The sequence below is a fragment of the Pedobacter sp. genome, assembly GCF_965279535.1.
Classification (GTDB): Bacteria; Bacteroidota; Bacteroidia; order Sphingobacteriales; family Sphingobacteriaceae; genus Pedobacter.
Genome location: NZ_OZ257244.1, coordinates 2,317,814 through 2,338,041 on the forward strand (window position 1 = coordinate 2,317,814; position 20,228 = coordinate 2,338,041).

General features: G+C 38.4%; 23 protein-coding genes, 2 tRNA genes and 1 pseudogene. 12 read left to right on the plus strand and 14 right to left on the minus strand.

Annotation, left to right across the window (positions count from 1 at the left end; translation table 11 throughout):
• Window positions 1–43: 43 nt before the first annotated feature.
• Both ACQY77_RS09140 and ACQY77_RS09145 read right to left on the minus strand, forming a co-directional pair.
• Window positions 44–1,663 carry a PspC domain-containing protein gene (locus ACQY77_RS09140; protein WP_421938281.1) on the minus strand — a complete coding sequence of 540 codons (1,620 nt, stop codon included), beginning with the start codon at window positions 1,661–1,663 and terminating at the stop codon, window positions 44–46.
• 18 nt (window positions 1,664–1,681) lie between these two features.
• Complete coding sequence (locus tag ACQY77_RS09145) at window positions 1,682–2,017, minus strand: PadR family transcriptional regulator (protein ID WP_421938280.1); 336 nt, start codon at window positions 2,015–2,017, stop codon at window positions 1,682–1,684.
• 360 nt (window positions 2,018–2,377) lie between these two features.
• Here ACQY77_RS09145 and ACQY77_RS09150 point away from each other — a divergent pair, with 360 nt between their 5' ends.
• Window positions 2,378–3,835, plus strand: coding sequence for an amino acid permease (locus ACQY77_RS09150; RefSeq protein WP_421938279.1), 1,458 nt, complete (start codon window positions 2,378–2,380; stop codon window positions 3,833–3,835).
• A 250-nt stretch (window positions 3,836–4,085) separates the two neighbouring features.
• Complete coding sequence (locus ACQY77_RS09155; RefSeq protein ID WP_421938278.1) at window positions 4,086–4,250, plus strand: hypothetical protein; 165 nt, start codon at window positions 4,086–4,088, stop codon at window positions 4,248–4,250.
• Between the two features lie 61 nt (window positions 4,251–4,311).
• On the opposite strand, the gene ACQY77_RS09160 is transcribed toward ACQY77_RS09155, so the two are convergent.
• The 3 genes from ACQY77_RS09160 to ACQY77_RS09170 all read right to left on the minus strand — a co-directional run bounded on the left by ACQY77_RS09160 (window position 4,312) and on the right by ACQY77_RS09170 (window position 6,826).
• A complete protein-coding gene (locus ACQY77_RS09160) occupies window positions 4,312–5,208 on the minus strand; it encodes an NAD(P)/FAD-dependent oxidoreductase (RefSeq protein ID WP_421938277.1) in 897 nt (298 codons plus the stop codon).
• Between the two features lie 70 nt (window positions 5,209–5,278).
• The gene (locus ACQY77_RS09165) at window positions 5,279–5,902 is read right to left on the minus strand and encodes a class I SAM-dependent methyltransferase (RefSeq protein ID WP_421938276.1); all 624 of its coding nucleotides are present in this window, start codon (window positions 5,900–5,902) and stop codon (window positions 5,279–5,281) included.
• Window positions 5,903–5,914: 12 nt separating this feature from the next.
• Window positions 5,915–6,826: a hypothetical protein gene (locus tag ACQY77_RS09170; protein WP_421938275.1), complete on the minus strand. Its 912-nt coding sequence runs from the start codon at window positions 6,824–6,826 to the stop codon at window positions 5,915–5,917.
• A gap of 150 nt (window positions 6,827–6,976) precedes the next feature.
• Between ACQY77_RS09170 and ACQY77_RS09175 the strand changes: the two genes are divergently transcribed.
• Window positions 6,977–7,618 carry a DNA alkylation repair protein gene (locus ACQY77_RS09175; protein ID WP_421938274.1) on the plus strand — a complete coding sequence of 214 codons (642 nt, stop codon included), beginning with the start codon at window positions 6,977–6,979 and terminating at the stop codon, window positions 7,616–7,618.
• Here the strand turns inward: ACQY77_RS09175 and ACQY77_RS09180 are convergent.
• The 5 genes from ACQY77_RS09180 to ACQY77_RS09200 form a co-directional block, all read right to left on the minus strand.
• The gene (locus ACQY77_RS09180) at window positions 7,587–7,883 is read right to left on the minus strand and encodes a GIY-YIG nuclease family protein (RefSeq protein ID WP_428430131.1); all 297 of its coding nucleotides are present in this window, start codon (window positions 7,881–7,883) and stop codon (window positions 7,587–7,589) included. The genes ACQY77_RS09175 and ACQY77_RS09180 overlap by 32 nt on opposite strands.
• Before the next feature lie 120 nt (window positions 7,884–8,003).
• Window positions 8,004–8,774: a hypothetical protein gene (locus ACQY77_RS09185; RefSeq protein ID WP_421938273.1), complete on the minus strand. Its 771-nt coding sequence runs from the start codon at window positions 8,772–8,774 to the stop codon at window positions 8,004–8,006.
• A 4-nt stretch (window positions 8,775–8,778) separates the two neighbouring features.
• Window positions 8,779–9,657, minus strand: a complete 879-nt coding sequence (locus ACQY77_RS09190) for an SMODS domain-containing nucleotidyltransferase (protein ID WP_421938272.1) — start codon at window positions 9,655–9,657, stop codon at window positions 8,779–8,781.
• A 93-nt stretch (window positions 9,658–9,750) separates the two neighbouring features.
• Entirely contained in the window at window positions 9,751–10,509 is a 759-nt protein-coding gene (locus ACQY77_RS09195; protein WP_421938271.1) for a hypothetical protein, read from the minus strand.
• A gap of 404 nt (window positions 10,510–10,913) precedes the next feature.
• Window positions 10,914–11,363, minus strand: coding sequence for a hypothetical protein (locus ACQY77_RS09200; protein ID WP_421938270.1), 450 nt, complete (start codon window positions 11,361–11,363; stop codon window positions 10,914–10,916).
• 165 nt (window positions 11,364–11,528) lie between these two features.
• Here ACQY77_RS09200 and ACQY77_RS09205 point away from each other — a divergent pair, with 165 nt between their 5' ends.
• Window positions 11,529–12,005 carry a hypothetical protein gene (locus ACQY77_RS09205; RefSeq protein WP_421938269.1) on the plus strand — a complete coding sequence of 159 codons (477 nt, stop codon included), beginning with the start codon at window positions 11,529–11,531 and terminating at the stop codon, window positions 12,003–12,005.
• Window positions 12,006–12,123: 118 nt separating this feature from the next.
• On the opposite strand, the gene ACQY77_RS09210 is transcribed toward ACQY77_RS09205, so the two are convergent.
• Window positions 12,124–12,825, minus strand: coding sequence for a hypothetical protein (locus ACQY77_RS09210; RefSeq protein WP_421938268.1), 702 nt, complete (start codon window positions 12,823–12,825; stop codon window positions 12,124–12,126).
• Window positions 12,826–12,992: 167 nt separating this feature from the next.
• Between ACQY77_RS09210 and ACQY77_RS09215 the strand changes: the two genes are divergently transcribed.
• The 7 genes and pseudogenes from ACQY77_RS09215 to ACQY77_RS09245 all read left to right on the plus strand — a co-directional run bounded on the left by ACQY77_RS09215 (window position 12,993) and on the right by ACQY77_RS09245 (window position 16,036).
• Window positions 12,993–13,154, plus strand: a complete 162-nt coding sequence (locus ACQY77_RS09215; RefSeq protein ID WP_421938267.1) for a hypothetical protein — start codon at window positions 12,993–12,995, stop codon at window positions 13,152–13,154.
• Window positions 13,151–13,432 carry a recombinase family protein gene (locus tag ACQY77_RS09220; RefSeq protein WP_421938266.1) on the plus strand — a complete coding sequence of 94 codons (282 nt, stop codon included), beginning with the start codon at window positions 13,151–13,153 and terminating at the stop codon, window positions 13,430–13,432. Before ACQY77_RS09215 ends, ACQY77_RS09220 begins: the two co-directional genes overlap by 4 nt.
• Window positions 13,378–13,548: pseudogene (locus ACQY77_RS09225) on the plus strand (recombinase family protein); the annotation flags it as partial. The gene ACQY77_RS09220 and the pseudogene ACQY77_RS09225, both read left to right, overlap by 55 nt.
• 290 nt (window positions 13,549–13,838) lie before the next feature.
• Complete coding sequence (locus tag ACQY77_RS09230) at window positions 13,839–14,222, plus strand: hypothetical protein (RefSeq protein ID WP_421938265.1); 384 nt, start codon at window positions 13,839–13,841, stop codon at window positions 14,220–14,222.
• Window positions 14,223–14,296: 74 nt separating this feature from the next.
• A complete protein-coding gene (locus ACQY77_RS09235; RefSeq protein WP_421938264.1) occupies window positions 14,297–14,599 on the plus strand; it encodes a hypothetical protein in 303 nt (100 codons plus the stop codon).
• Window positions 14,600–14,664: 65 nt separating this feature from the next.
• A complete protein-coding gene (locus ACQY77_RS09240; protein WP_421938263.1) occupies window positions 14,665–15,075 on the plus strand; it encodes a hypothetical protein in 411 nt (136 codons plus the stop codon).
• 265 nt (window positions 15,076–15,340) lie between these two features.
• Complete coding sequence (locus ACQY77_RS09245) at window positions 15,341–16,036, plus strand: recombinase family protein (protein ID WP_428430144.1); 696 nt, start codon at window positions 15,341–15,343, stop codon at window positions 16,034–16,036.
• Between the two features lie 634 nt (window positions 16,037–16,670).
• On the opposite strand, the gene ACQY77_RS09250 is transcribed toward ACQY77_RS09245, so the two are convergent.
• The 3 genes from ACQY77_RS09250 to recO form a co-directional block, all read right to left on the minus strand.
• Window positions 16,671–16,745, minus strand: a tRNA-Val gene (locus ACQY77_RS09250).
• A gap of 37 nt (window positions 16,746–16,782) precedes the next feature.
• Window positions 16,783–16,857 (minus strand) — tRNA-Val (locus tag ACQY77_RS09255).
• Between the two features lie 103 nt (window positions 16,858–16,960).
• Complete coding sequence (gene recO, locus ACQY77_RS09260) at window positions 16,961–17,686, minus strand: DNA repair protein RecO (RefSeq protein WP_421938262.1); 726 nt, start codon at window positions 17,684–17,686, stop codon at window positions 16,961–16,963.
• 122 nt (window positions 17,687–17,808) lie between these two features.
• Here recO and ACQY77_RS09265 point away from each other — a divergent pair, with 122 nt between their 5' ends.
• Complete coding sequence (locus ACQY77_RS09265; protein ID WP_421938261.1) at window positions 17,809–20,160, plus strand: efflux RND transporter permease subunit; 2,352 nt, start codon at window positions 17,809–17,811, stop codon at window positions 20,158–20,160.
• Window positions 20,161–20,228 lie beyond the last annotated feature (68 nt).

Genomic DNA, 20,228 nt, shown 5'->3' on the forward strand with positions numbered 1-20,228 from the left:
AGGCAGCAAAGCACGCTCCAGGGACTAAAACAGTATTAATTTTTTACTGGTCTTCGCTTTTTTCTTCTGGGTGATCCAATTCATACTTACATTTTAATCCGTCTTCAGTCATAATCCAAACACTGTAATCATCTTCATTTTCTCCTTTATCATTACAACTCCAGCCATAATAATTGCTGATGTAGCGATAAGCATCCTGCTTTAAAATCAGCCTGGTTCCTACGGGTACTTTTAAATTAACCCATACTTCCTGATCTCTCCAGATACTTCCCTTTCTCAGTTGAAACCTCGGACTAAACAGCAGTAAAGAATCTTTAACCACATAATTGTAGCTGATGTTCTGTGCATTTTGCAAAGCCAACTGGTAGGTTTTACCCTGCGACTCGTAGGTTTGCGTAACACTGGTTGCATTGCCTTCACTCTTTTGAATATTTATCCGGGCAAATCTTGGCGTACGAAAAGGGTGATGCTCGAAATCATCTACCACAATCCGGTTTTTAAAATCGTGGTCTATATGGTAGAGCAAACTGTCTTCTTTGCTGAAAAACTTGGTCTTATCAATATCTACCACGTATGTTTTAGCTACCTTAAGTTCTGTTGTTTGTGAAAGCTCTGCATGTTCTTTAAACTCCGAAGTGATTTTAGCTACCTGATATCCCGTAATGGCCACACCTATTAACCAGATAATTAATAAAGCAAAAGAAAGAATCTTATTGATGGCCTGTTTGTTAAAAGCTACACGGATAGAGAAAAGAACAAGGGCCAGTATGGGAATAAACAATACGATAAAGGCTCCGAGAAGTACGATTCCCCTATGACTATCGTCTACAATAGAAAGGAAAAAGTAGTCTTGTGTACTTCCATCCCAAAAGCCAAAAAATGCGGCTGTTGAAATGATTAGTGCAAGCAGGAATAACACCCCAAATACTACAATAAAGCCAGCAATTATTTTGAAAATTAATTTTCCTGTACCTGAGATGAAGCGTCCGAGCCACTCGAAAAATTCGCCGATAAACATTCCGAAGCGGGCAAATAGTGGCTGAGAGCGCTTATTCACTTCTGATAGCCTTTCTTTAACTGCCTGTAATTCTTCATCTAAATTCCTTTGAAAACCCTGTAGGTTGGCAGGTTCGCCTTTCATTTCCATTTTCTCAATACGAGATTTTGCTTTGGGCATGATGATCCACAATAAGGCGTATACTAAAATACCCAGCCCCCCGAAAAGAATGGTTAGCAAAGCTATAAGCCTAACCCATTTAGATTCGATATTTATGAAATGCCCGATCCCTGCACAAACTCCCGCAATTACGCGTTCGTCCATGTCGCGGTATAATTTTTTATCTGCCGATTGGTAGTGGAACTGTTGGTTAATTACAGGTTCTTCTTCCCCTTCTTCAAGGGTTTCAAAATCTTTTACCCTGCCCATTTGTCCAATCACTGCATTTACATTGCTGGCATCTACCACTTGTTTTTTCTGTTCTTCTAACTGCTCGGTTAAAAGCTCAGCAATTCTGTTTTCGATATCTGTAACGATTTCCAAATCGTCGGCGTTGTTGGCAAAATGTTGTTTTACCTCCATAAGGTACGCCTTTAAGAGTTCGTAGGCACTCTCCTCAATATGAATGATGGTATTGCCTATATTTATGATGATGGTCTTTTCCATTTCTTTTCTGATAATTAATTACGATTCGGCTCCTTTTTGTGATACCACCACAGCATAAGCCAGCTCTTGCCAGGTTTGGTCTAACTGAGATAAAATACCCTTACCGTCTTCAGTTAAGGCATAATATTTACGGGGAGGGCCCGAGGTAGATTCTACCCAGTTATAGCTCAATAAACCATTGTTTTTAAGCCGTGTTAATAATGGATATAATGTGCCTTCCACCACCAGTAGCTTTGCCGCCCTTAATTCGGCAATAATATCAGAGGCATAAATCTCGCCCCTGGAGATGATGGATAAAACACAGTATTCCAGAATTCCCTTCCGCATTTGTGTTTGCGTATTTTCTGCTATCATAATACAAAGATATATGTTAAATAATGTACTATGCAATACATAGTACTAAGATAATTTCAATAATTATTCTAAAACACTGATTATCAGTTAAATAATTTTAATAAGAATTTTGCCGAATAGTATGATCTATTCAAAAAAGAAAAATATATTGTTGGAAACATACCAATCTTTACGATATAATAAACAGATTGTACATCACACAGTATATTCTATACTTATACCATAGAATTAATATATTTTAATATTTTTGCACTCTAATTTATTTTCATGAAACCCTTTTTGCGTGCTTGAGCTATACTTTAAAAGTATACCTTATTGCCACGCCAGACTGCTTTCATTTGGAATAAAAACTTAATATTCATGAAAAAAACCATTACAAGCATTGTTGCCGAAGCTAATGAAGGTGGTGAAGGTACATTAAAGAGAACCTTAGGCCCTGTTAACCTTATTTTAATAGGTGTTGGTCTTACTTTGGGTGCAGGCCTGTTTTCAATAACGGGTTTGGCAGCAGCCAATCATGCTGGCCCGGCGGTTACCCTATCATTTGTAATTGCTGCTCTAGGCTGTGGTTTTGCGGCATTATGTTATGCCGAATTTGCCTCAATGATTCCTGTGGCAGGCAGTGCCTATACCTACTCTTACGCCACTATGGGCGAATTATTTGCCTGGATTATTGGCTGGGATTTAGTACTCGAATACTCTGTTGGCTGTGCTACAGTTGCCATTAGCTGGTCGCAGTATTTAACTAAATTTTTAAGCAGCATGGGCATATACCTTCCTGCACAGCTTACCCTCTCGCCTTTCGAAAGTGCTAAACTTGCAGATGGAAGTACAGTGAATGGGATTATCAATATTCCCGCAGCTTTGGTAGTGGTATTAATGACAGCTATCTTGATCAGGGGCACCAAGGGCTCAGCCATTGTAAATGGTATTATTGTATTCTTAAAAGTAGGCGTAGTACTTGTTTTCATTGCCCTGGGATGGAAATATATCGATCCCTCGAATTATCATCCCTATATCCCTGAGAATACCGGCACATTCGGGCATTTTGGCTGGAGTGGCGTTTTGCGTGGCGCAGGATTAGTATTCTTTGTATTTATTGGCTTTGATGCAGTAGCTGCCTCTGCACAAGAGACTAAAAATCCGTCCAGGGATTTACCAATCGGAATTATTGGTTCGCTGCTGGTATGTACGGTGCTTTTTGGGCTTTTCGGACATGTTATGACGGGTTTAGCCAATTATAAAGAATTTGCAAACAGTGGCGCTCCGGTTGCCATTGCCATTCAGAAAACGCCATATGCCTGGCTAAGTCAAGCCATTATTTTAGCCATTTTGATCGGCTATACCTCTGTCATTCTCATCGATTTAATGGCGCAATCGCGGATGTTTTACTCGATCAGTAAAGATGGATTATTGCCTAAGATTTTCTCGGATATTCATCCTAAATTTAAAACACCCTGGAAATCAAACTTAATGCTTTGCCTGTTTATTGCGGTATTTGCGGCTTTTGTTCCCATCAATGTTGTAGGAGAAATGACCAGTATAGGTACGCTGCTTGCCTTTTTAATGGTATGTGTAGGGATATTAATTTTAAGAAAAACTAATCCGGAAGCGAAACGTCCGTTTAAAGTTCCCCTGGTACCACTCATTCCGATTTTAGGTATTTTAACTTGTGTTGCCATGATGGTTTTCCTGCCTTGGGAAACCTGGATAAGATTAGCTGTTTGGTTACTGATTGGTTTAGCCATCTATTATGGCTATGGGAAGAAAAACAGTAAATTGGGGATAGAAAGCAGCAATAAACCAGAGCATGGCTAGTGGCAGTTAGAAACGCTATGTACCACATCAAACATGGATGCTAAAACATACACCTATTTTTCTGATTAATAAACAGATAGACTATTTTCTATACACCTGACTCTTATAAAATTTTAATGGGAAGCTAAGATGTGAAAATGCACAATCGTTTTAGTTTACAAAAAAATATAAGTTATTAACAATTAAACATTTACTTTAACTTTTGGCCTGGCATTTGTCATTTGGAAAATAACCTATAAACATTTTCCCCATGATTATTAAACTAGACACCTCGATATTCAGACTGGTACGAGCAAAGACACAGGGTACTAGGAAAACAGCTACACCATTAACTAAAGCGCAATGGGTAACTGCCGATCGCATTGTAATTGCCATTATGTTTTTAGCGGCCGTTGTTGGTGCAATTGCTTTCTAATGCAAATGATGTAATACTGTCGCTAACTTCCCAGAGGTATGCTTTTAGAAGACTGGACTGATTAAAAATCTTCAGCAATCAATTCCCTGTTTATCATTACACCTGCTATGGTACCTACCGCAGTAACAGTAGATAAACCTCTTAAAGGAGAGGCACAATCGCCTGCCGCATAAACCCCTGCAACAGTTGTTTGGCATTGTTCATTTACCTTTATGATACCTGTTTCAGTTAATTCGCAGCCAAAATTCTGGTATACACCTGCATGCTGAATGAAGGCAGGTCGAGCGTAAAGTGATTTAATGTTCAACTTCGGTTCATTTTTAAATACAATCGATTTTAACTGCCCCGCTTCTTCTTCGATTTCAACTACTTCATCTTCAATAATCCTAATCGAATTGGCTGTCAGTTTCCGAACCTGCTCATCTGTTAATGTGGATTTTCCGTTGGTAAGCAAGGTTAAATCTTTATTCCAATGGTGGAGCATGCGCGCCATTTCAAAAGCCATCTCACCATTCATTAATAAAGCAATTTTTTCACCCTTAACTTCATATCCATGGCAGTAAGGACAATGGATTACCGATATTCCCCAACAATTTGCAAATCCCTTGATATCCGGCATAATGTCTTTTAAACCTCCAGCTAAAAGTATTCTTCTGGCAGTAAATTCTTCCCCATTAGCTGTTCTCACTTCAAACAAATTGTTATTTTTTCTGGCAGCAATTACTTCTCCGTCTAAAAAACTAACCGTCGGATATTTCAGCACTTCAGCCTTAGCCTGAGCAGTAATAGCGGCGGGTTTCTTACCATCCTGAGTTAAAAAATTGTGAGAATAAGGTGTTTGAGCATTACAGGGCTGCTGATTATCGATAATCAATACCTTTCTAATGGCACGTCCAAGTGCCAAACCTGCAGATAAGCCAGCATAGCTTCCACCTATTATAATAACTTCGAAATCCATATTTATTTGTTTTTAAAACAAATATCTCTGATTTCAGTATTAAACGCAATATAGTTGCATTAAATAAATGTCATTTTTGATAAATAACTGCCTTTATAAAATCTCGGTAGTAATGTTTAGTTTGGATCTGCTTATAATCACGTTGCAAAAAGAAGGGCGTTACATCAACCAGATGGCTGGCTTCTACCATTTTAATGAGTCGAAAAAAACCGTACATGGTTTTCAAAAGCGCATGCTTCCACCAGCCACCACTTCCTGATGTACTGAAATCAACCCAAAACCATAAGCCGCTTTTTACGAGACAATTGTCCAGTTTTTCAAAGACAAATAATGCTCTTTCATGCTCAAAATTATCGAAAAGAAAAGGTGTCAGGATAACATCGAAGTCTTGACCGGTATCGAAATCCTCTATGCCTGAATGTAAAAAAAGCACCCCATTTTCACCCAGGTTTCTTTTTTTCGCCCGGTCAATCATCTTTTCTGCAATTTCTACGTAAGTAATTTTTAATCCTTCAGGTTTTACTTTAGCTATTTCTTCCAGAATCCAGCCGGTTCCCCCACCAACAATGAGTACACGGCCTTGATGGGGCAAGTATTTTAACTGATCAATCTGGGCATTTACCTGCGATTTTAAGAATATCATTCTACTGAGTAGATCGTAGTAGGGAGCAATTCTGTCGTAGTTATTTAGCATTTGATTAAAAACTTATTGCACAAACTGCATTCCTAATATACCACAGAGTGCTTTGAAAAGAATCAGCCCATCAATAACCATCAGATAATAAAGAATGTTTTTACGCTTGTGCATAGAATAGGCCACAAGAATGGTCAAGATGAAAGGCAGTACATTACATATTACCTGCGGAAAACCAAAGCCTTTAAAATAGGCAAACACCCCAAGTGAAAGGAGTCCGATTACCAATAAAGGGATGAGGATATTAAATATCGTTCTGCGCAACCCGTATCGTACAACGAATGTTCTTAAATGTTTGTTGGCATCGGTTGGATAATCCTTAATATCAAAAATAATTGCATTAACGGTACAAAACATCCAGTTCTTGATAAACAGCCAGGTCCAGAGTACCGAATCGTGATAGCCAATTCCGGTTTCAATTTTAAGCATAATGAGAGGAAGTACATTCGCACAACATGCCCACACAAAACCAATTACAAAAGCTTTAAGCCAACCAGTGCTTCTTAGGTTAAATTGAAGAAAAGATTTTGGTAATAACCCATAGTATAACGCTCCTGCCGAAACTATTACAGCAATAGCAGCCCAGTAGATAAAAGGAAGCCTTAAAAAGTTATTATAATTCTGGTACAACAAATTAATTGCCAATATCATGCAGAGTGTAAAAAGCACCTTTTGGCTTATATTAATAAAAAGCTTATGCTTGTAATACCACTGATTTCTGGGGTTATTACTGGAGGGATTTACCGAAACCTTATTATACGCATAGGTGTAATAAACCGTTGGGGCTAAAAACAGCAATAAATAGTAATTGAGAGAATGATAAGGTAACCTTAACTGTTGGGTAGCCTCGACGGTTAAAGCAACAGCCAGAATCCCGACAAAGTAGTTTCCGAAGAAGATAAACCTTATAATTTTATTACCCATTAGTACTAACAATTGCTGGCACAATTTCGGATATAATTTTGAATAACCAGGGCTAAAATATTGATATAATATCCCTATCTACCGTGATAACCATCTTTGGTGAATTATGCCGATTTTTTAGTTACTTTCAGTTAATAAAAGGAAGTCTCTATGATACTTAATCCAAAAGCAGAAGAAATTTTGAGTCAGATTAACACCACCACCAAACTGGGAGATCTACGAAAGATTGCAAAGGAAATCGGAAAGGATCACGATCTGGCATTAGCGCTATGGTCTGCTAAGCACTTTTTCTCAAGGCTATTGGCCATCTTGATTATGGACCCTAAACTTATTTCACAGGAGGTTGTTAATGCGCTTGATGAGGATATGCAGACACACCCATTTGATGAGCGAAACCAACTGATGGACTGGTTTATGGCTAACCAACTGGTAAAAGACAAGAAAACAATTGCGCTGATTGAATCGTGGGAAGACAGTGATTCTGTTCTTCAGCGGCGCATATTCTGGTATTACCAGGCACGTTTAAGATGGACAGGGCAAAAACCTCCTGGCAATTCTCCAGAATTGCTAAATAAAATTGAGGCCAACATTTCCAAAGAAGAGCCAGAAGTTCAATGGGCAATGAATTTCACCGCAGGCTGGATTGGGATTTACGAAAAACAATATCGAAATCGCTGCATCAGCCTTGGAGAGCAGACTGGCCTTTACAAAGGCGAAATGGTATCAAAAGGATGTACGCCCAATTATTTGCCTGCGTTTATTACCATTGAAAGCAACAAGCGAGATTTGTAATCCAGCTAATCAGCATTGCATTTTGTAGCCGCTCTCCAAGGTTTGAAGTGTGGCCAATGTAATATTTGTTTAGGGATGCACTGAACATGATGTAGAGATAATGCATATGGCTTAAATAAAAAAAGCCAGACTGTATGTCTAGCTTTAGTGGTCCCTTGCTTACGTATTTCGAACCATTTCTTGGATGATTTACATTTAATACGCGATTGGGATTTATTCTAAAAAAATCTTTTTTGCTAAAACTATTGGTATAAAAGATAAACATTTTCAAATATGCTATGTTATTTTGGGAGTCCAGCTTCTTAAATTGAGAACTGGTCTCTCATTCTAGTAGCACCTTTAAAATTATTGCAGCGATTAATAATTCGGGCAAAATAATAAAGTATTAAGAGTCAATTTTATATTCTTTCTTAAGGATCTCCCAGTCGGAAGCTAGCTGCTCTCTTAACTTTAAGAACACCTTGGTATCTAAAGGGGTGGATGCCCATGCAAGTGTGGTTTCATACTCGATAACATACCGCATAGCCTCTGGTTCCTTATCGACGAAATGACTTGTTTTTATTGATGTAAAGAATGACTTGAAGTTATCGAGTAAATTTTCCAATCTTAAAATAAAGAAAGAAAGCTTGATGGCTTCTTGTAATAGGGCTAAAGGTAAAATGGCTTCAATTATAGACCTCACAACGCCTTTATCGCCTACTGCCGCAGAAAATATAAATACCAGAACTACGACCACTGCTTTTACATAAGCTTTTGGTTGCATTTCCCTTGTAATGCTGACGGTATGAAAAATATTCTCAAAGCAGTTCACAGATAATTTGTAAAATCCAGATGCCAGTTTATCCTGTGAAAAATAGTTCTCGACTTTTCGGCCAGCAAAATTAGTATCAAAAGAGTTATCTAGGTATTGCAGCGTGCGTGTCCGCTCTGCTCTGGAGAAAATATATGTTGCCCGGAAATCAAAAATTAAATAACCGACGATAAGTACAAGGTTCAGCGCAACAACAACCTGTATGTAAACATCGAATGCCTTAACCCCACTTGTGAACTGCTGCTTTTCATTTATAGACAACAATAATGTTATTATCGTTGAAATATACAGTAGCCAATTTTTGCGTTTATTGATGTCATTAACGCGATCATAATTCGATTTCATATAGCTATCGGTTTGGAAATTCAGAATTGAAAAAAATATTCCATCGCTCAAAACACTTATCTAAATTACTATCCCTTACATTATAAGCTTCTTCCGCTCTTTTAAAGTCGGCTTTGACTTTGGTTAATGAGGTATTATATTTATCATCTGTAGAACAAGCAGCAATTCGTCCTGAAATGCCCAATGGATCATTAATTGATGGAAGCTCATTATCATTTAAGTACTTAAAAAACCTGTACAAATCGATATCGTAGATGATTGAACTTTCCCCCTCTGCATATTTGGTTACTCTTACTTCTAAATAAAAAGAGCTGATCGGTGCGTTATTGTAGTATTTCCACGCTTTTACCAACTGTATTAACGGTTTTAATTTCCCTCCCAAACGCTTGTCGTGGTGTTTTACATAAGCATTAAAAGCACTTGGACTGGAGTCATGCCAACCACCTGAGCCGTCTGGTATATGGTATTTATAGAAATTACCGTGGGCCGTAGTAACAGTATCGTTGGTGCAGCAAGGAGTGATTTCTAACATTTCCGATGCATAATTGCCAAAAGGTATCCTTACGGCGGGAGAATTGACTACTATCCCATCTGTGCGAGGAAACGTTTCTTGCAAGGATTCTTTAATTTGCCTAAGCGTATACGCAGAGTTTTCCCATAAATTTGCAGCAGGAAAAACAGCAAAATAATCTGTGTCACTTTTGTGCCTTATTCCAGTACCAGCACCAAAGGATCCCGTTTCAAACATTCTGGTGCAATTATGTTTATTTTCCAGGCACCGTTGAACGGATGCCTTGTGGGAGATTGCTTTTTGGTGTTCGGAGGTTAGGGGTTCTAACCAGGATATAAACGTATCAAATCCTTGTTCTAAGGTTTTAGCCATTATTATGAGAGTTTTAACTTGATTTTTCAGTAAATATAATTACTTATACATTAATACTACAATGAGCTCTAGTACTAATCTTTTCAGGAAAACCTAGATTATCTTCCCAGTAAAGGCCATAAATACACTTTCGATTACAAATTCAAATTGAGAAATTGCCTTATAAGCATTAACCTTGGTGCCATATGCACTATCTGCACCATGGAGTATCTTGTTGCGACTCAAAACATTGGGATACTTTAGGTACTCGTCATTAGAAAATCGGAGACCAATAATATCACCATTGCTAACTGCGTCGATAATATGGATCATTAATGGTGTGAATTGCACGTCTTGTCTTTCTTTTACAATATTTGCCATCTTTGATTTAGGATTTTTGGAAAATAAATCATTTCCCGTCAACTCTCTAAATATCCCTTCTGACAAAATTAGAAAGAGTGGTATCGATGCCAGATAGTTACCTTGCCAATGGGAGATGAATGCACGATTGATCATTTGGCGTCTATGAGGAAATTGTTTTATAGATTGCCTTCGGAGTTTAATCGTCGAAAAGCGTAACTGCTTAATAAAAAATTTATCTACCGCATCGTGTCCCTGTTGGATGTAAGGTATCAGATCATTAGGATGCATCCATAAACGAATATGCCAACCATAATTTTTGAGAAAAACATCAAATGCTTCACTCATTTCCTTGGGCCATTTATTGTTAACGACATCATGTATTAATGCCAGTGAATCTCTGAAAGTGCTAATTTCTTGCTCTGTTAACGTATCGTAACCATCTTCTTTTATTTGTGCAAATGTTCTACCCATTACTTGAATATTAATTTTATTTTCCGTGATTTCTACCAACTGGTTTAGTTTGCTAACTTACCGCTGGCACAAAATAAAATGCTAACTACGCAGCCTATTTGCGTAGCCGTATTAAAATTGCATTTTCCTGCCTAAATACTTGATTTACAAACCGAATATACCATTTCAGGATTCTAATTAGGCTAATTATTCCAGAAGCGACATGGTTAAACTGTATTTTTCGATGAATAAATAGAGGATCAGTTCATGTAAAACGGTTCGAATGGAATTTAAGGTTAAATCGCTATTTGCTAGCGTTTTAATGGTATCCCTTAAACGTTATCAACCAAAAAAAGTCCCTTGCTTACGCATTTTCGAACTATTTCTTGGCTAATTTGCATCTAATACGCGATTGGGATTTATATTGAGAAACCTTTTTTTGCTAAAATTATTGGTTAACCAAGTTAATCATTAATGTGATCTTCGAAAGAAAAATAAAATTCGCTCGATAATTGAATAGACTCTTGATCTCTAAATCTTAGATCAAGAGTCACCTTTTTCTTTTCATCACCTAATTTCTTAAAATCGTTTACCGCAGCACTAAAGAATTTTGCAGGAATTCCAATAAACAGTGCCTGATTGTTCGGGATTGAGATTTCTAGTTCTGATCGATCGTTAGTGTATCTCTTCAGGGTAATGTCTGTAGTAAATGATTCTGTATTTTCCTTAAGGTTATCTAATCCGTTTTCTTCATCGTTGAAGTCAGTAAATTTCATTACGAATTTATCATCTGCTAGATAAATTTCGTGGTGTTGGGCTAACGCTGCAGCAATAGACTGCGCTATAATGGCTGGATGTTCGAATTCGGCTTTGAACCCATCGCGTTCTTCTTGACTGTGCTGGTTATCACTCATAATCGTTTTTTTACAAAGCTATTTTTTTTCAAGGATTACATACTGAAAAAATTGCCTGGGAAGCAATAAAATTAATAGATTAGCTAACAATTGCATCAGGGTATAGGCGACCTTGGCAGTGCAAGTCAAATGGAAATTAACAGACCCAAACCCAAATAAAAATATATGGAAGTTCCGCTCATCACCTATTATAGCGCAGTTGTAGCAACAATTAGCCTTATTGTGGCAGGGTCGCTTGCAATAATTAAGATTATAGAATACCGCAGAGATAGTCGTGGCCTTTCCGTGAGCTATGCGTGGACAGGCAACCCTAATGATTCAGATAAGATTTTTTTAACGAACTTATCCGCCATACCAATGCTGGTAAGGCATTGGTCGTTAGAATGGCATGAGCCGAGAATCCTCCGAAAACCCAAAATAACTCCAATTCGCTTATACGATGATGAGGATTTGCACATCACATTGGAACCGAGAAAACGGCATACCCTGGAATTCTCAGAACAGTACCGATTTAATTGGTTTCCCAAAAACAAAAAGCAATCTGCTCTTTATATCCGGCTTTTGATTACCGGAAAAAGAAAACCAATACTGCTAAAGGTCTTGCTGCATTCCTGCGTCTTCAAAAAGGTTCCAGAGCAATAAAAAATTCTTCACCCTGTCCAAACCTTCTGCTTTAAGATCACCCGCGCCGTTCAGGAATCCTGTTAGCCACTCTATTTCGTTATATTGTTCGATCATGTTGTAATATTAAGCCTTGAAATTACACTTTTGCCCCTAAAATTTTCCTGAATTCGTCTTCGATCTGTGAGATGATCAGAGGAAAGTCTTTCACCACCCTTTCAGAAATGGCGTTTAGTTTATCCATTTGGATGGTATAGGATTCTTTCGTATCGCGGCCCATTTTTAGCATCCTTTTGGCCAGGTCGAAGTCGTATGCCTCAGACCAATATTTCTCCAGGATTTCATCCAATTGTGCCGCTATCCCTTTATCCAAATAGAGTTTTTTGGGCAGGTAGAAATTTTTAAATGTACTAAAGGCCTGATTAAAACGATCTACCCTGGCCGATTCTTCTTTATCGACATCTTCTTTTACCCAATGCATGGTCCTTGTAAAATCCACCATCGCGCCATGTAGTTCAACCAGGTGTGCATACAAATCCCTGATCACCCCAGCACGTTCCAAATGCAGGTGTGAAAACTGAATCTGAGATTCCTGCTTCATCAGGTCGAGTTTGTTTTTGTGTGCCTCCAGGTTCTGGTTGAGCTGATGGGTAAAATTTTGGTTTTCCCTGGCTAGGGTTGCTTTGTAATCTTCTTCTTTTTTGCTCAGTTCGGACTTTTTTTCTTCTATGTCTCTTGAAAAAGTAAACTGGATCAGGCTTTTGCTCCAGAAAAATATAATGCCCAGAATGATAACGTATGGGCCATTGGTAATTGCGAGTTGGATAAGCGTTGCTTCCATATTTTATTAAGTGATAGGTTAATCTTGGACCTGCAGTTCGTCTGCGTCCTCAATAATAATATATCAAAGTACTACCATAATTGCAAACAATTAAATCAGGGGAGTCCCCAAAAAAGGGATGATATAGCTATAGCTGAAATTTCAATATTGGTGAAATAAATAAACCTATGGAAATACTGCATCAGGATCACCAGCAAATTACAACCGAGCAGCTGATTGGTCTTTTAAAAAAGGAAGGCATGGAAGTAAACCTCCATGAGGCCAAACCAATCAGGGCATTTTTAATACTTCTGGCGGATATATTAATTGAAGAGCTTTTGCAGGCATGAGTACCGCTGACCTATACATCAGGGTAAGTACCGATGAGCAGGCCGATAAAGGCTATTCCCAGCGTAACCAAGAAGAGACCTTACGCAGGTACTGCCTGAACCAGGGGATCGAAGTTCGTGAGGTGATCCATGAGTACCATTCTGCTAAAACGTTTAAAAGACCAGCCTGGCAAGGCTATATAAGCAGGGTAAAAAACACAGGCATCGTTACCAGGGGCTGGTACTGTTTACCAAATGGGACCGCTTTAGCAGGAATGCAGGAGATGCTTATCAGATGATCAATATTTTAGAAGCCTTAGGCATTGAACCCCAGGCCATCGAGCAACCATTAGACCTTAGCATTCCTGAAAACAAAATGATGCTGGCGATTTACCTGGCTGCACCACAGGTGGAAAACGAACGCCGGGCTCTGAATGTATTTTATGGCATGAGAAGGGCACGGAAAGAAGGACGGTTTGTATCGGCACCACCGGTGGGATATGGGAACTTCAATGAGAACGGCCGCAAATACATCGCTGCAAAGTACCCTCAGGCAGACATTATGAAATGGGCATTTTCAGAAATCAGTAAAGGAGAATTTACCACTGAGCAGATCTGGAGAGTAGCATGTAAAAAAGGGCTCAAAGTTGGCGCAATAATTTTTATACCATTCTGGGTAATCCGGTTTATTGTGGTAAAATCCTGGTGCCAGCTTATAGAGATGAACCAGAATATTGGGCAGAAGGGCAGCACGAAGGCATCATCACTGAAACCTTGTTCAGGAAGGTTCAGGAAATACTATCAGGCAGGAAAACCAAAGGCCGAAAAATCTATGTACCTGACCAGCTACCATTAAGGGGATACCTCTACTGCGGAAATTGCCAAACAGCATTGTCAGGTAGTGCCAGTAAAGGCCGATCAGCCTATTATTACTACTACCACGGCTTTAAATCCTGTAGATGCAGGTACAAGGCTGTAGCTGTCAATACCGCATTTGTAGCTCTACTAAAAACCTTTATTATTAACCCGGCAATCGAACCTGTATTCAAGAAAATTCTTAAACGCGCCTCGCTATTCAGCAAGGTGTAACCATCACTAAAAGAACTGAACTCGAGCAAAAAATAGAACGTTTAAAACAGCGGCTGCATAAAGCAAGAGAGCTGATGTTAAGTGGTGACCTTGAACCAACCGACTATCAGGAAATCAAAGTGGATGCAGATGTGCTGCTAACTCAACACAAGCAGACGTTAGACAATATGCCTGATTTAGATCTGCAGCTATCCCATATCCTCCAAAAAAGCAAGTCTGCAATCTTATCCCTGGATGGTATTTATAAAAAAACCAGTACAGAAAATAAGCGCAGCTTGATAGCAATGCTATTCAAAGGAAAATTAATCTATATGGGTACCAAGGTGATTTCGACGGAGCAAGGTGTAGTTTTGAATCGCTGTTTTGATCAGGTGTAAAATATTTCTAAAAAAAATATTTTGGCATTCACAAAAGCAGGCCGGTATAATATTTTTATCTGTATATGTATAAAAATAGATTAGAGTTGACAGAGGACCAGGTGTCCAGAACAGTTGAGTTGCCAAAGGGCAAACTGCTGGAGGTGGTTTTAGACCGCAGTGAATTAACCGTAAGGTTTTATGATAATGGCATTGAAATCAAAACAAACCATTACTTTGCTTTTAAAGCACATGATGAAAAAGAGGATTGGTATTTAATTACCAATATGTTTTCGCCTTACCCTAAATTTGGATTGGGCAGAGTGGCATTGGAACTCTTTACCGAGGAAATGAATGCCATTCTTTATGTACGGGCATTTGATTGCCCGGAAATGTCTGACGGCAGCAACATCTTACCCGAAGCAAGAGGGTTTGTGCGCAAAATGATTGGAGAGGGGCTTATTGAGGATAATTCCGAACAGGATGATGATTTGTAAGGGACTAAAAAGAGGTGTTTAAAATTGATTAAACACCTCTTTTTCATTAAATTAGCAGCATACTAACCAAATTATTCATGTCTGCTGATCTTTACATTAGAGTGAGTACAGATGAACAGGCTTCCAAGGGATATTCACAGCGAAACCAAGAGGAAGTTTTACGAAAATACTGTGCACTCCAGAATATTACCATTCGCCAGGTACTTTAGAGGACCATTCTGCCAAAACGTTTAAACGTCCGGTATGGACCAAACTGCTGGCTTATCTGAAAAGAAATAAATATAAATCTGACCTGGTGCTTTTCACCAAATGGGACAGATTTAGCCGCAACACTAGTGATGCTTATAGCATGATTGATATCCTAAGAAAGCTAGGCGTAGAAGCCCAGGCAATAGAACAGCCCCTGGATCTTTCTGTGCCTGAAAATAAGATGATGCTGGCCTTTTACCTCGCAGCACCAGAAGTCGAAAACGACAGGCGTTCCATCAACGTGATTAATGGGATGCGTACAGCGCGAAAAGCCGGCCGTTGCGCTGCTGCTGCACCTTTAGGTTATGCAAACTGTACCGATGAAAGCGGGAAAAAATATATTGTACCCGTAGAACCCTCCGCTTCTGCGATGAAGTGGATCTTTGAAGAAATTGCTAGTGGTCACTATACCATCAAAGAAATCTATAGGAGAGCGCTGCTAAAAGGGTTGAAGGGAGGTTTAAATAATTTGTACATCGCTATACGTAATCCCGTTTATTGCGGTAAGGTTACTGTTCCGAAATACAAGGATGAAGAGAGACGCCTAGTAGATGGCATACACACGCCCATAATCTCTGAAGGATTATTTTACAGGGCACAAGAAGTGATGGATGCCCGCAAGGTAAGTCCGGTTTCCGAGGCTACGAAAGTTGACTCTATAGATCAATTGCAGTTAAGGGGATTCTTGATCTGTCCAATCTGCAGCCGATAGCTATCAGGAAGTGCCTCTAAAGGACGAAGCCGCCATTATACCTATTACCACTGCTTTAAAGGCTGTCCAAGCAGGTATAAAGCAAAAGAAGTTAATGACACTGTAGAGCAGGAACTGACTGATAAATTCCCACAGGCATTGTACAGCAAGTTCTATATCGAATGTATCACAAAGGCCTATAAATTGGCACATAAAGACGACCATGACAGCAGAATGGATATCGTAAGGCAGATCAGGGAACTAAATACCAAAGTTGCTAATGCCAGGGATTTGGTAGCGTCAGGTGTTTTTGATGTAAATGATTTTACGATTATCAAAAAAGAATCAGAAGAGAAAATCACCAGATTGGAAGCCCAAATTCCCGACCTGATAGAGGCGTGCAGAAATTTGGAGACAGACCTTACTGTGTGCTTTTCGAACCTTAAATTCGCTTTCCGCAAATATATAAATGGCAGTAATATTACGCGTAGGGCGATAATTGGTGCATGTTATCCCGAAGATTTGATGTATGATGAGGGTAGAGTTCGAACCGCCAGGGTGAATGATTTAAACTATAATATTGCACTGATTAACAAGGAATTAGTGGAGCAAAAAAAATGGACAACCGAAGAGTTATCTAGGTTGTCCATTAGGGTGGAGGATACTGGGTTCGAACCAGTGACCCCCTGCTTGTAAGGCAGGTGCTCTGAACCAGCTGAGCTAATCCTCCGAGGGTTTATTTGTGGTTTTACAATAAAGTAAAATAGTGGAGGATACTGGGTTCGAACCAGTGACCCCCTGCTTGTAAGGCAGGTGCTCTGAACCAGCTGAGCTAATCCTCCAATAATTTAGTCTTTCTTCGCGAAAAACTTTCACCCTCCGTTTCCGTTTGGGAATGCAAATATAGCGCTATAAAATTGTTCTGCAAGATTTTTTTGAAATTTTTTAAGCTAATAATGTTTCCAGAATCTTATGTGACTGCACTTCCCCGAATGAAGCCGTGTGTAAGTTATAGAAAACCAATATCTTATCTAAAAGAAATCTGCGCTGACTATTACTCAATTTAATTTCAGAAATTTTTTCTAGCGGTGTATTAAGAAGAGCAATAAAGCATAGCGCATCTTCTAATTGAAGATAATGGGCATGGATAGGTGTTCTGGAGGCGAACTCTCCTTCTTGCAAATCGAAGTAAATTTGATCGGACCTCCTATTGCTGTTAGGAGAAAAACCTAAAAATCGACTGAGTTTAAGTAAAAATGAAAGGTGAAAATTGGGATCTATTGCATTATTTTCATCAAACCAGGCAATCGCATTGAAGATAAAATCAAAAAGTCCGTCATCAGCAGACTGCTGCCTGATACTTTTATAAAGCACCTCATTTAAAAAAATTACAATGCTGCTTTTAATTACATCATAAGGGATGCTTTTAAAAACTGGAGAAGGTCGAAGTTCGGAAACACGTTGAATACTCGTATTGGCTTTATGGTAAACCACCATATCTAGCAGATGAAGCGACTGGAGCATATTCATTTTGATCTTGGCTTTAGGCTTCTTTACACCATTGATCATATAAGATTGCATTCCGAATTTGTCGGTAAATACCTGAACAACTACACTGCTTTCACTGTAATTCGTAGTTTTTAAAACAATCCCTCTAACCTTATGAAGCATCAGTATCAAACAATTTTTTCAAAAGTATGTTATTTGTGCAAATTAAAATGTGCAAAAAGTAATCATCATACTCAAATTAGATTAGTTTTGCCCTCAAAATTATTATTAAAACTAAGTGGCACATGTGGGTAAAGCTATCAAGATTTATTCTTCAGAATCGAATTGCAATCATCGTATTTTTTTTATTGGGTACCGTTTTCATGGCGTATCAAGCCAAAAACGTAAAGCTCTCTTATGCAGGAAGTAAAATTTTACCCGTAACTGATAGCGCATTTATTAAATATAATGCCTTCAAAAAACAGTTTGGCGAAGATGGAAGCATCATGGTTATCGGGATCCAATCTTCGGATATTTTTAAGAAAGAAACCTATAACCAGTGGGTTCAGCTTTCTAATGATATCCAGAAATTAAAAGGCATTAAGCAGGTACTTTCAACAGGAAGGATTTTTCAGCTGGATAAAGATACGGTTAACCAGAAATTTGTACTGAAACCTATACCAGGAGAAAAAATATCTTCTGATGCACAAATGGATTCCATTAAAAACGCTTTATATAACACCCCATTTTTCGAAGGATTGGTATTTAACAAGCAAAATGCCACATTAATGGCTATTACATTTGATACTAAAATTCTCAATACAGCAGCAAGAAATCCGATATTAAAAGAAATAGAAAATAAGGCTAAAGCATTTGAAAAAGCAAGTCAAATTAAAGTTCACATTTCTGGCCTGCCTTATATCCGTACTGCGGTAAGTAAATTGGTAAGCAACGAGTTTGTATTGTTTTTAGGCCTATCTATATTAGTATCTGCTTTAATTCTATTGTTTTTCTTCCGAAAATTTTACGCAGTATTTTTTCCGATTCTGGTTGTAATCATGGGCGTAATCTGGAGCATAGGCACACTGGTATTATTTGGCTTTGAGCTAACCATTTTGACTGGATTGATACCACCCCTCATTGTAATAATTGGTATTCCGAACAGCATTTTGTTATTGAATAAATATCAAAATGAATTACGGAAAGATGGCGATAAGCAGCGGGCATTAAGTGTAACCATCGAACGGATTGCTGTTACAACCCTTATTGCCAATATCACAGCAGCTATCGGCTTTGCTGTACTTTACTTTACTGGAAGCGAATTATTGATGCAGTTTGGTAGTGTAGCTTCAATTAATGTAATGGTTACGTGGTTAATGTGCTTATGCTTAGTTCCTATTATTTTCAGTTATTTACCAACCCCCAAAATAAAAGCACAAACGCATGTTGAAGAGGGTTTCCTGCATAAACTTTTAGTGAAAACAGATCACTTGGTTCAGCAAAAAAGCAGTTTGATTTACATCAGTACAGTCGTAATTTCCATTATCGCCTTTATTGGTGTTTTAAGAATCAATGTAAATGGCTATGTAGTTGACGATCTACCCAAAAATTCCGAAATACTGACAGACTTAAAATTCTTCGAGAAGAACTTTGAAGGAATCCTTCCATTGGAGGTAAGTGTAGATACCAGGAAAAAGAATGGTGTTTTCAACCTTACCAATTTAAAGCGGATTGAAAAAATGGAAAAAATGATCGCTTCTTATCCTGAGTTTTCAAGACCTATTTCTGTAAACATGGGCCTTAAATATGCAACTCAAGCCTTTTACAATAATGATACTACATTTTTCCGTTTGCCAGACAATCTGGAAAAGAATTTTATTCTGGCCTATATTGCTAATGGTGGAAAAGGGAATGCCAGTCTGTTAACCAATTTTATCAGTAAAGATAATCAAAGTACAAGGATTAGTTTTCAAATGGCCGATGTAGGATCTAAGCGATTGGATGCGATCATGGCTGAGTTGAAACCCCGCATTGATAGCATTCTACCTCCTGCTAAGTTCAATGTAGAACTTACTGGCTCTAGTATTATTTTTTCCAAGGGAACGGATTATATGTTGAAGCACTTGGTGGAAAGTATTGCATTAGCCATTGTACTAATCTCTTTGTTAAGACTGGCGCAGTTTAAGAGCATCGGAATTATGTTCATCTCCTTACTTCCCAATATTGTTCCGCTAATTATCACAGCAGGAATTATGGGATATTTCGGAATTTCTTTAAAACCTTCAACAATATTGATTTTTACAATCGCATTTGGTTTAGCTTCAGATCAAACCATATACTTCTTAACCCGGTATCAGCAGGAACTTAACCTTACAAATTTCACAATTCCAAAGGTTATTACAGATACAATTACAGAAACAGGGGTAAGTATGACGCATATTGCCCTAATCTTGTTTTTTGGTTTTGGCATCTTTACTGCTTCTACTTTTGGTGGCACTGTAGTATTGGGCTTACTCTTGTCGATCACACTTTTTGTAGCCCTGATATTTAACCTTACGCTATTACCTGCATTGGTATTGTGGCTAGACAAGAAAAAGGTAAGGAAGCAGATTTCTGATGAAGAATCTGCAAGAAATGCAGCAGAATTTGATCATTAAAACAAAAAGCTATACAATCATAGAAGCACTGACTCTAACAAAATCAGTGCTTTTATTTTAAGTATCTT

Bases quoted from the DNA above. Each gene is read 5' to 3' on its own strand.
- ACQY77_RS09215 (WP_421938267.1), top strand. From the start codon at position 12,993: ATGGAAATACTGCATCAGGATCACCAGCAAATTACAACCGAGCAGCTG.
- ACQY77_RS09155 (WP_421938278.1), top strand. From the start codon at position 4,086: ATGATTATTAAACTAGACACCTCGATATTCAGACTGGTACGAGCAAAG.
- ACQY77_RS09170 (WP_421938275.1), bottom strand. From the start codon at position 6,826: ATGGGTAATAAAATTATAAGGTTTATCTTCTTCGGAAACTACTTTGTC.
- ACQY77_RS09180 (WP_428430131.1), bottom strand. From the start codon at position 7,883: ATGTTTATCTTTTATACCAATAGTTTTAGCAAAAAAGATTTTTTTAGA.
- ACQY77_RS09240 (WP_421938263.1), top strand. From the start codon at position 14,665: ATGTATAAAAATAGATTAGAGTTGACAGAGGACCAGGTGTCCAGAACA.
- ACQY77_RS09220 (WP_421938266.1), top strand. From the start codon at position 13,151: ATGAGTACCGCTGACCTATACATCAGGGTAAGTACCGATGAGCAGGCC.
- ACQY77_RS09175 (WP_421938274.1), top strand. From the start codon at position 6,977: ATGATACTTAATCCAAAAGCAGAAGAAATTTTGAGTCAGATTAACACC.
- ACQY77_RS09200 (WP_421938270.1), bottom strand. From the start codon at position 11,363: ATGAGTGATAACCAGCACAGTCAAGAAGAACGCGATGGGTTCAAAGCC.
- ACQY77_RS09145 (WP_421938280.1), bottom strand. From the start codon at position 2,017: ATGATAGCAGAAAATACGCAAACACAAATGCGGAAGGGAATTCTGGAA.
- ACQY77_RS09165 (WP_421938276.1), bottom strand. From the start codon at position 5,902: ATGCTAAATAACTACGACAGAATTGCTCCCTACTACGATCTACTCAGT.
- ACQY77_RS09185 (WP_421938273.1), bottom strand. From the start codon at position 8,774: ATGAAATCGAATTATGATCGCGTTAATGACATCAATAAACGCAAAAAT.
- ACQY77_RS09265 (WP_421938261.1), top strand. From the start codon at position 17,809: ATGTGGGTAAAGCTATCAAGATTTATTCTTCAGAATCGAATTGCAATC.
- ACQY77_RS09140 (WP_421938281.1), bottom strand. From the start codon at position 1,663: ATGGAAAAGACCATCATCATAAATATAGGCAATACCATCATTCATATT.
- ACQY77_RS09160 (WP_421938277.1), bottom strand. From the start codon at position 5,208: ATGGATTTCGAAGTTATTATAATAGGTGGAAGCTATGCTGGCTTATCT.
- ACQY77_RS09210 (WP_421938268.1), bottom strand. From the start codon at position 12,825: ATGGAAGCAACGCTTATCCAACTCGCAATTACCAATGGCCCATACGTT.
- ACQY77_RS09150 (WP_421938279.1), top strand. From the start codon at position 2,378: ATGAAAAAAACCATTACAAGCATTGTTGCCGAAGCTAATGAAGGTGGT.
- recO (WP_421938262.1), bottom strand. From the start codon at position 17,686: ATGCTTCATAAGGTTAGAGGGATTGTTTTAAAAACTACGAATTACAGT.
- ACQY77_RS09235 (WP_421938264.1), top strand. From the start codon at position 14,297: ATGTTAAGTGGTGACCTTGAACCAACCGACTATCAGGAAATCAAAGTG.
- ACQY77_RS09190 (WP_421938272.1), bottom strand. From the start codon at position 9,657: ATGGCTAAAACCTTAGAACAAGGATTTGATACGTTTATATCCTGGTTA.
- ACQY77_RS09205 (WP_421938269.1), top strand. From the start codon at position 11,529: ATGGAAGTTCCGCTCATCACCTATTATAGCGCAGTTGTAGCAACAATT.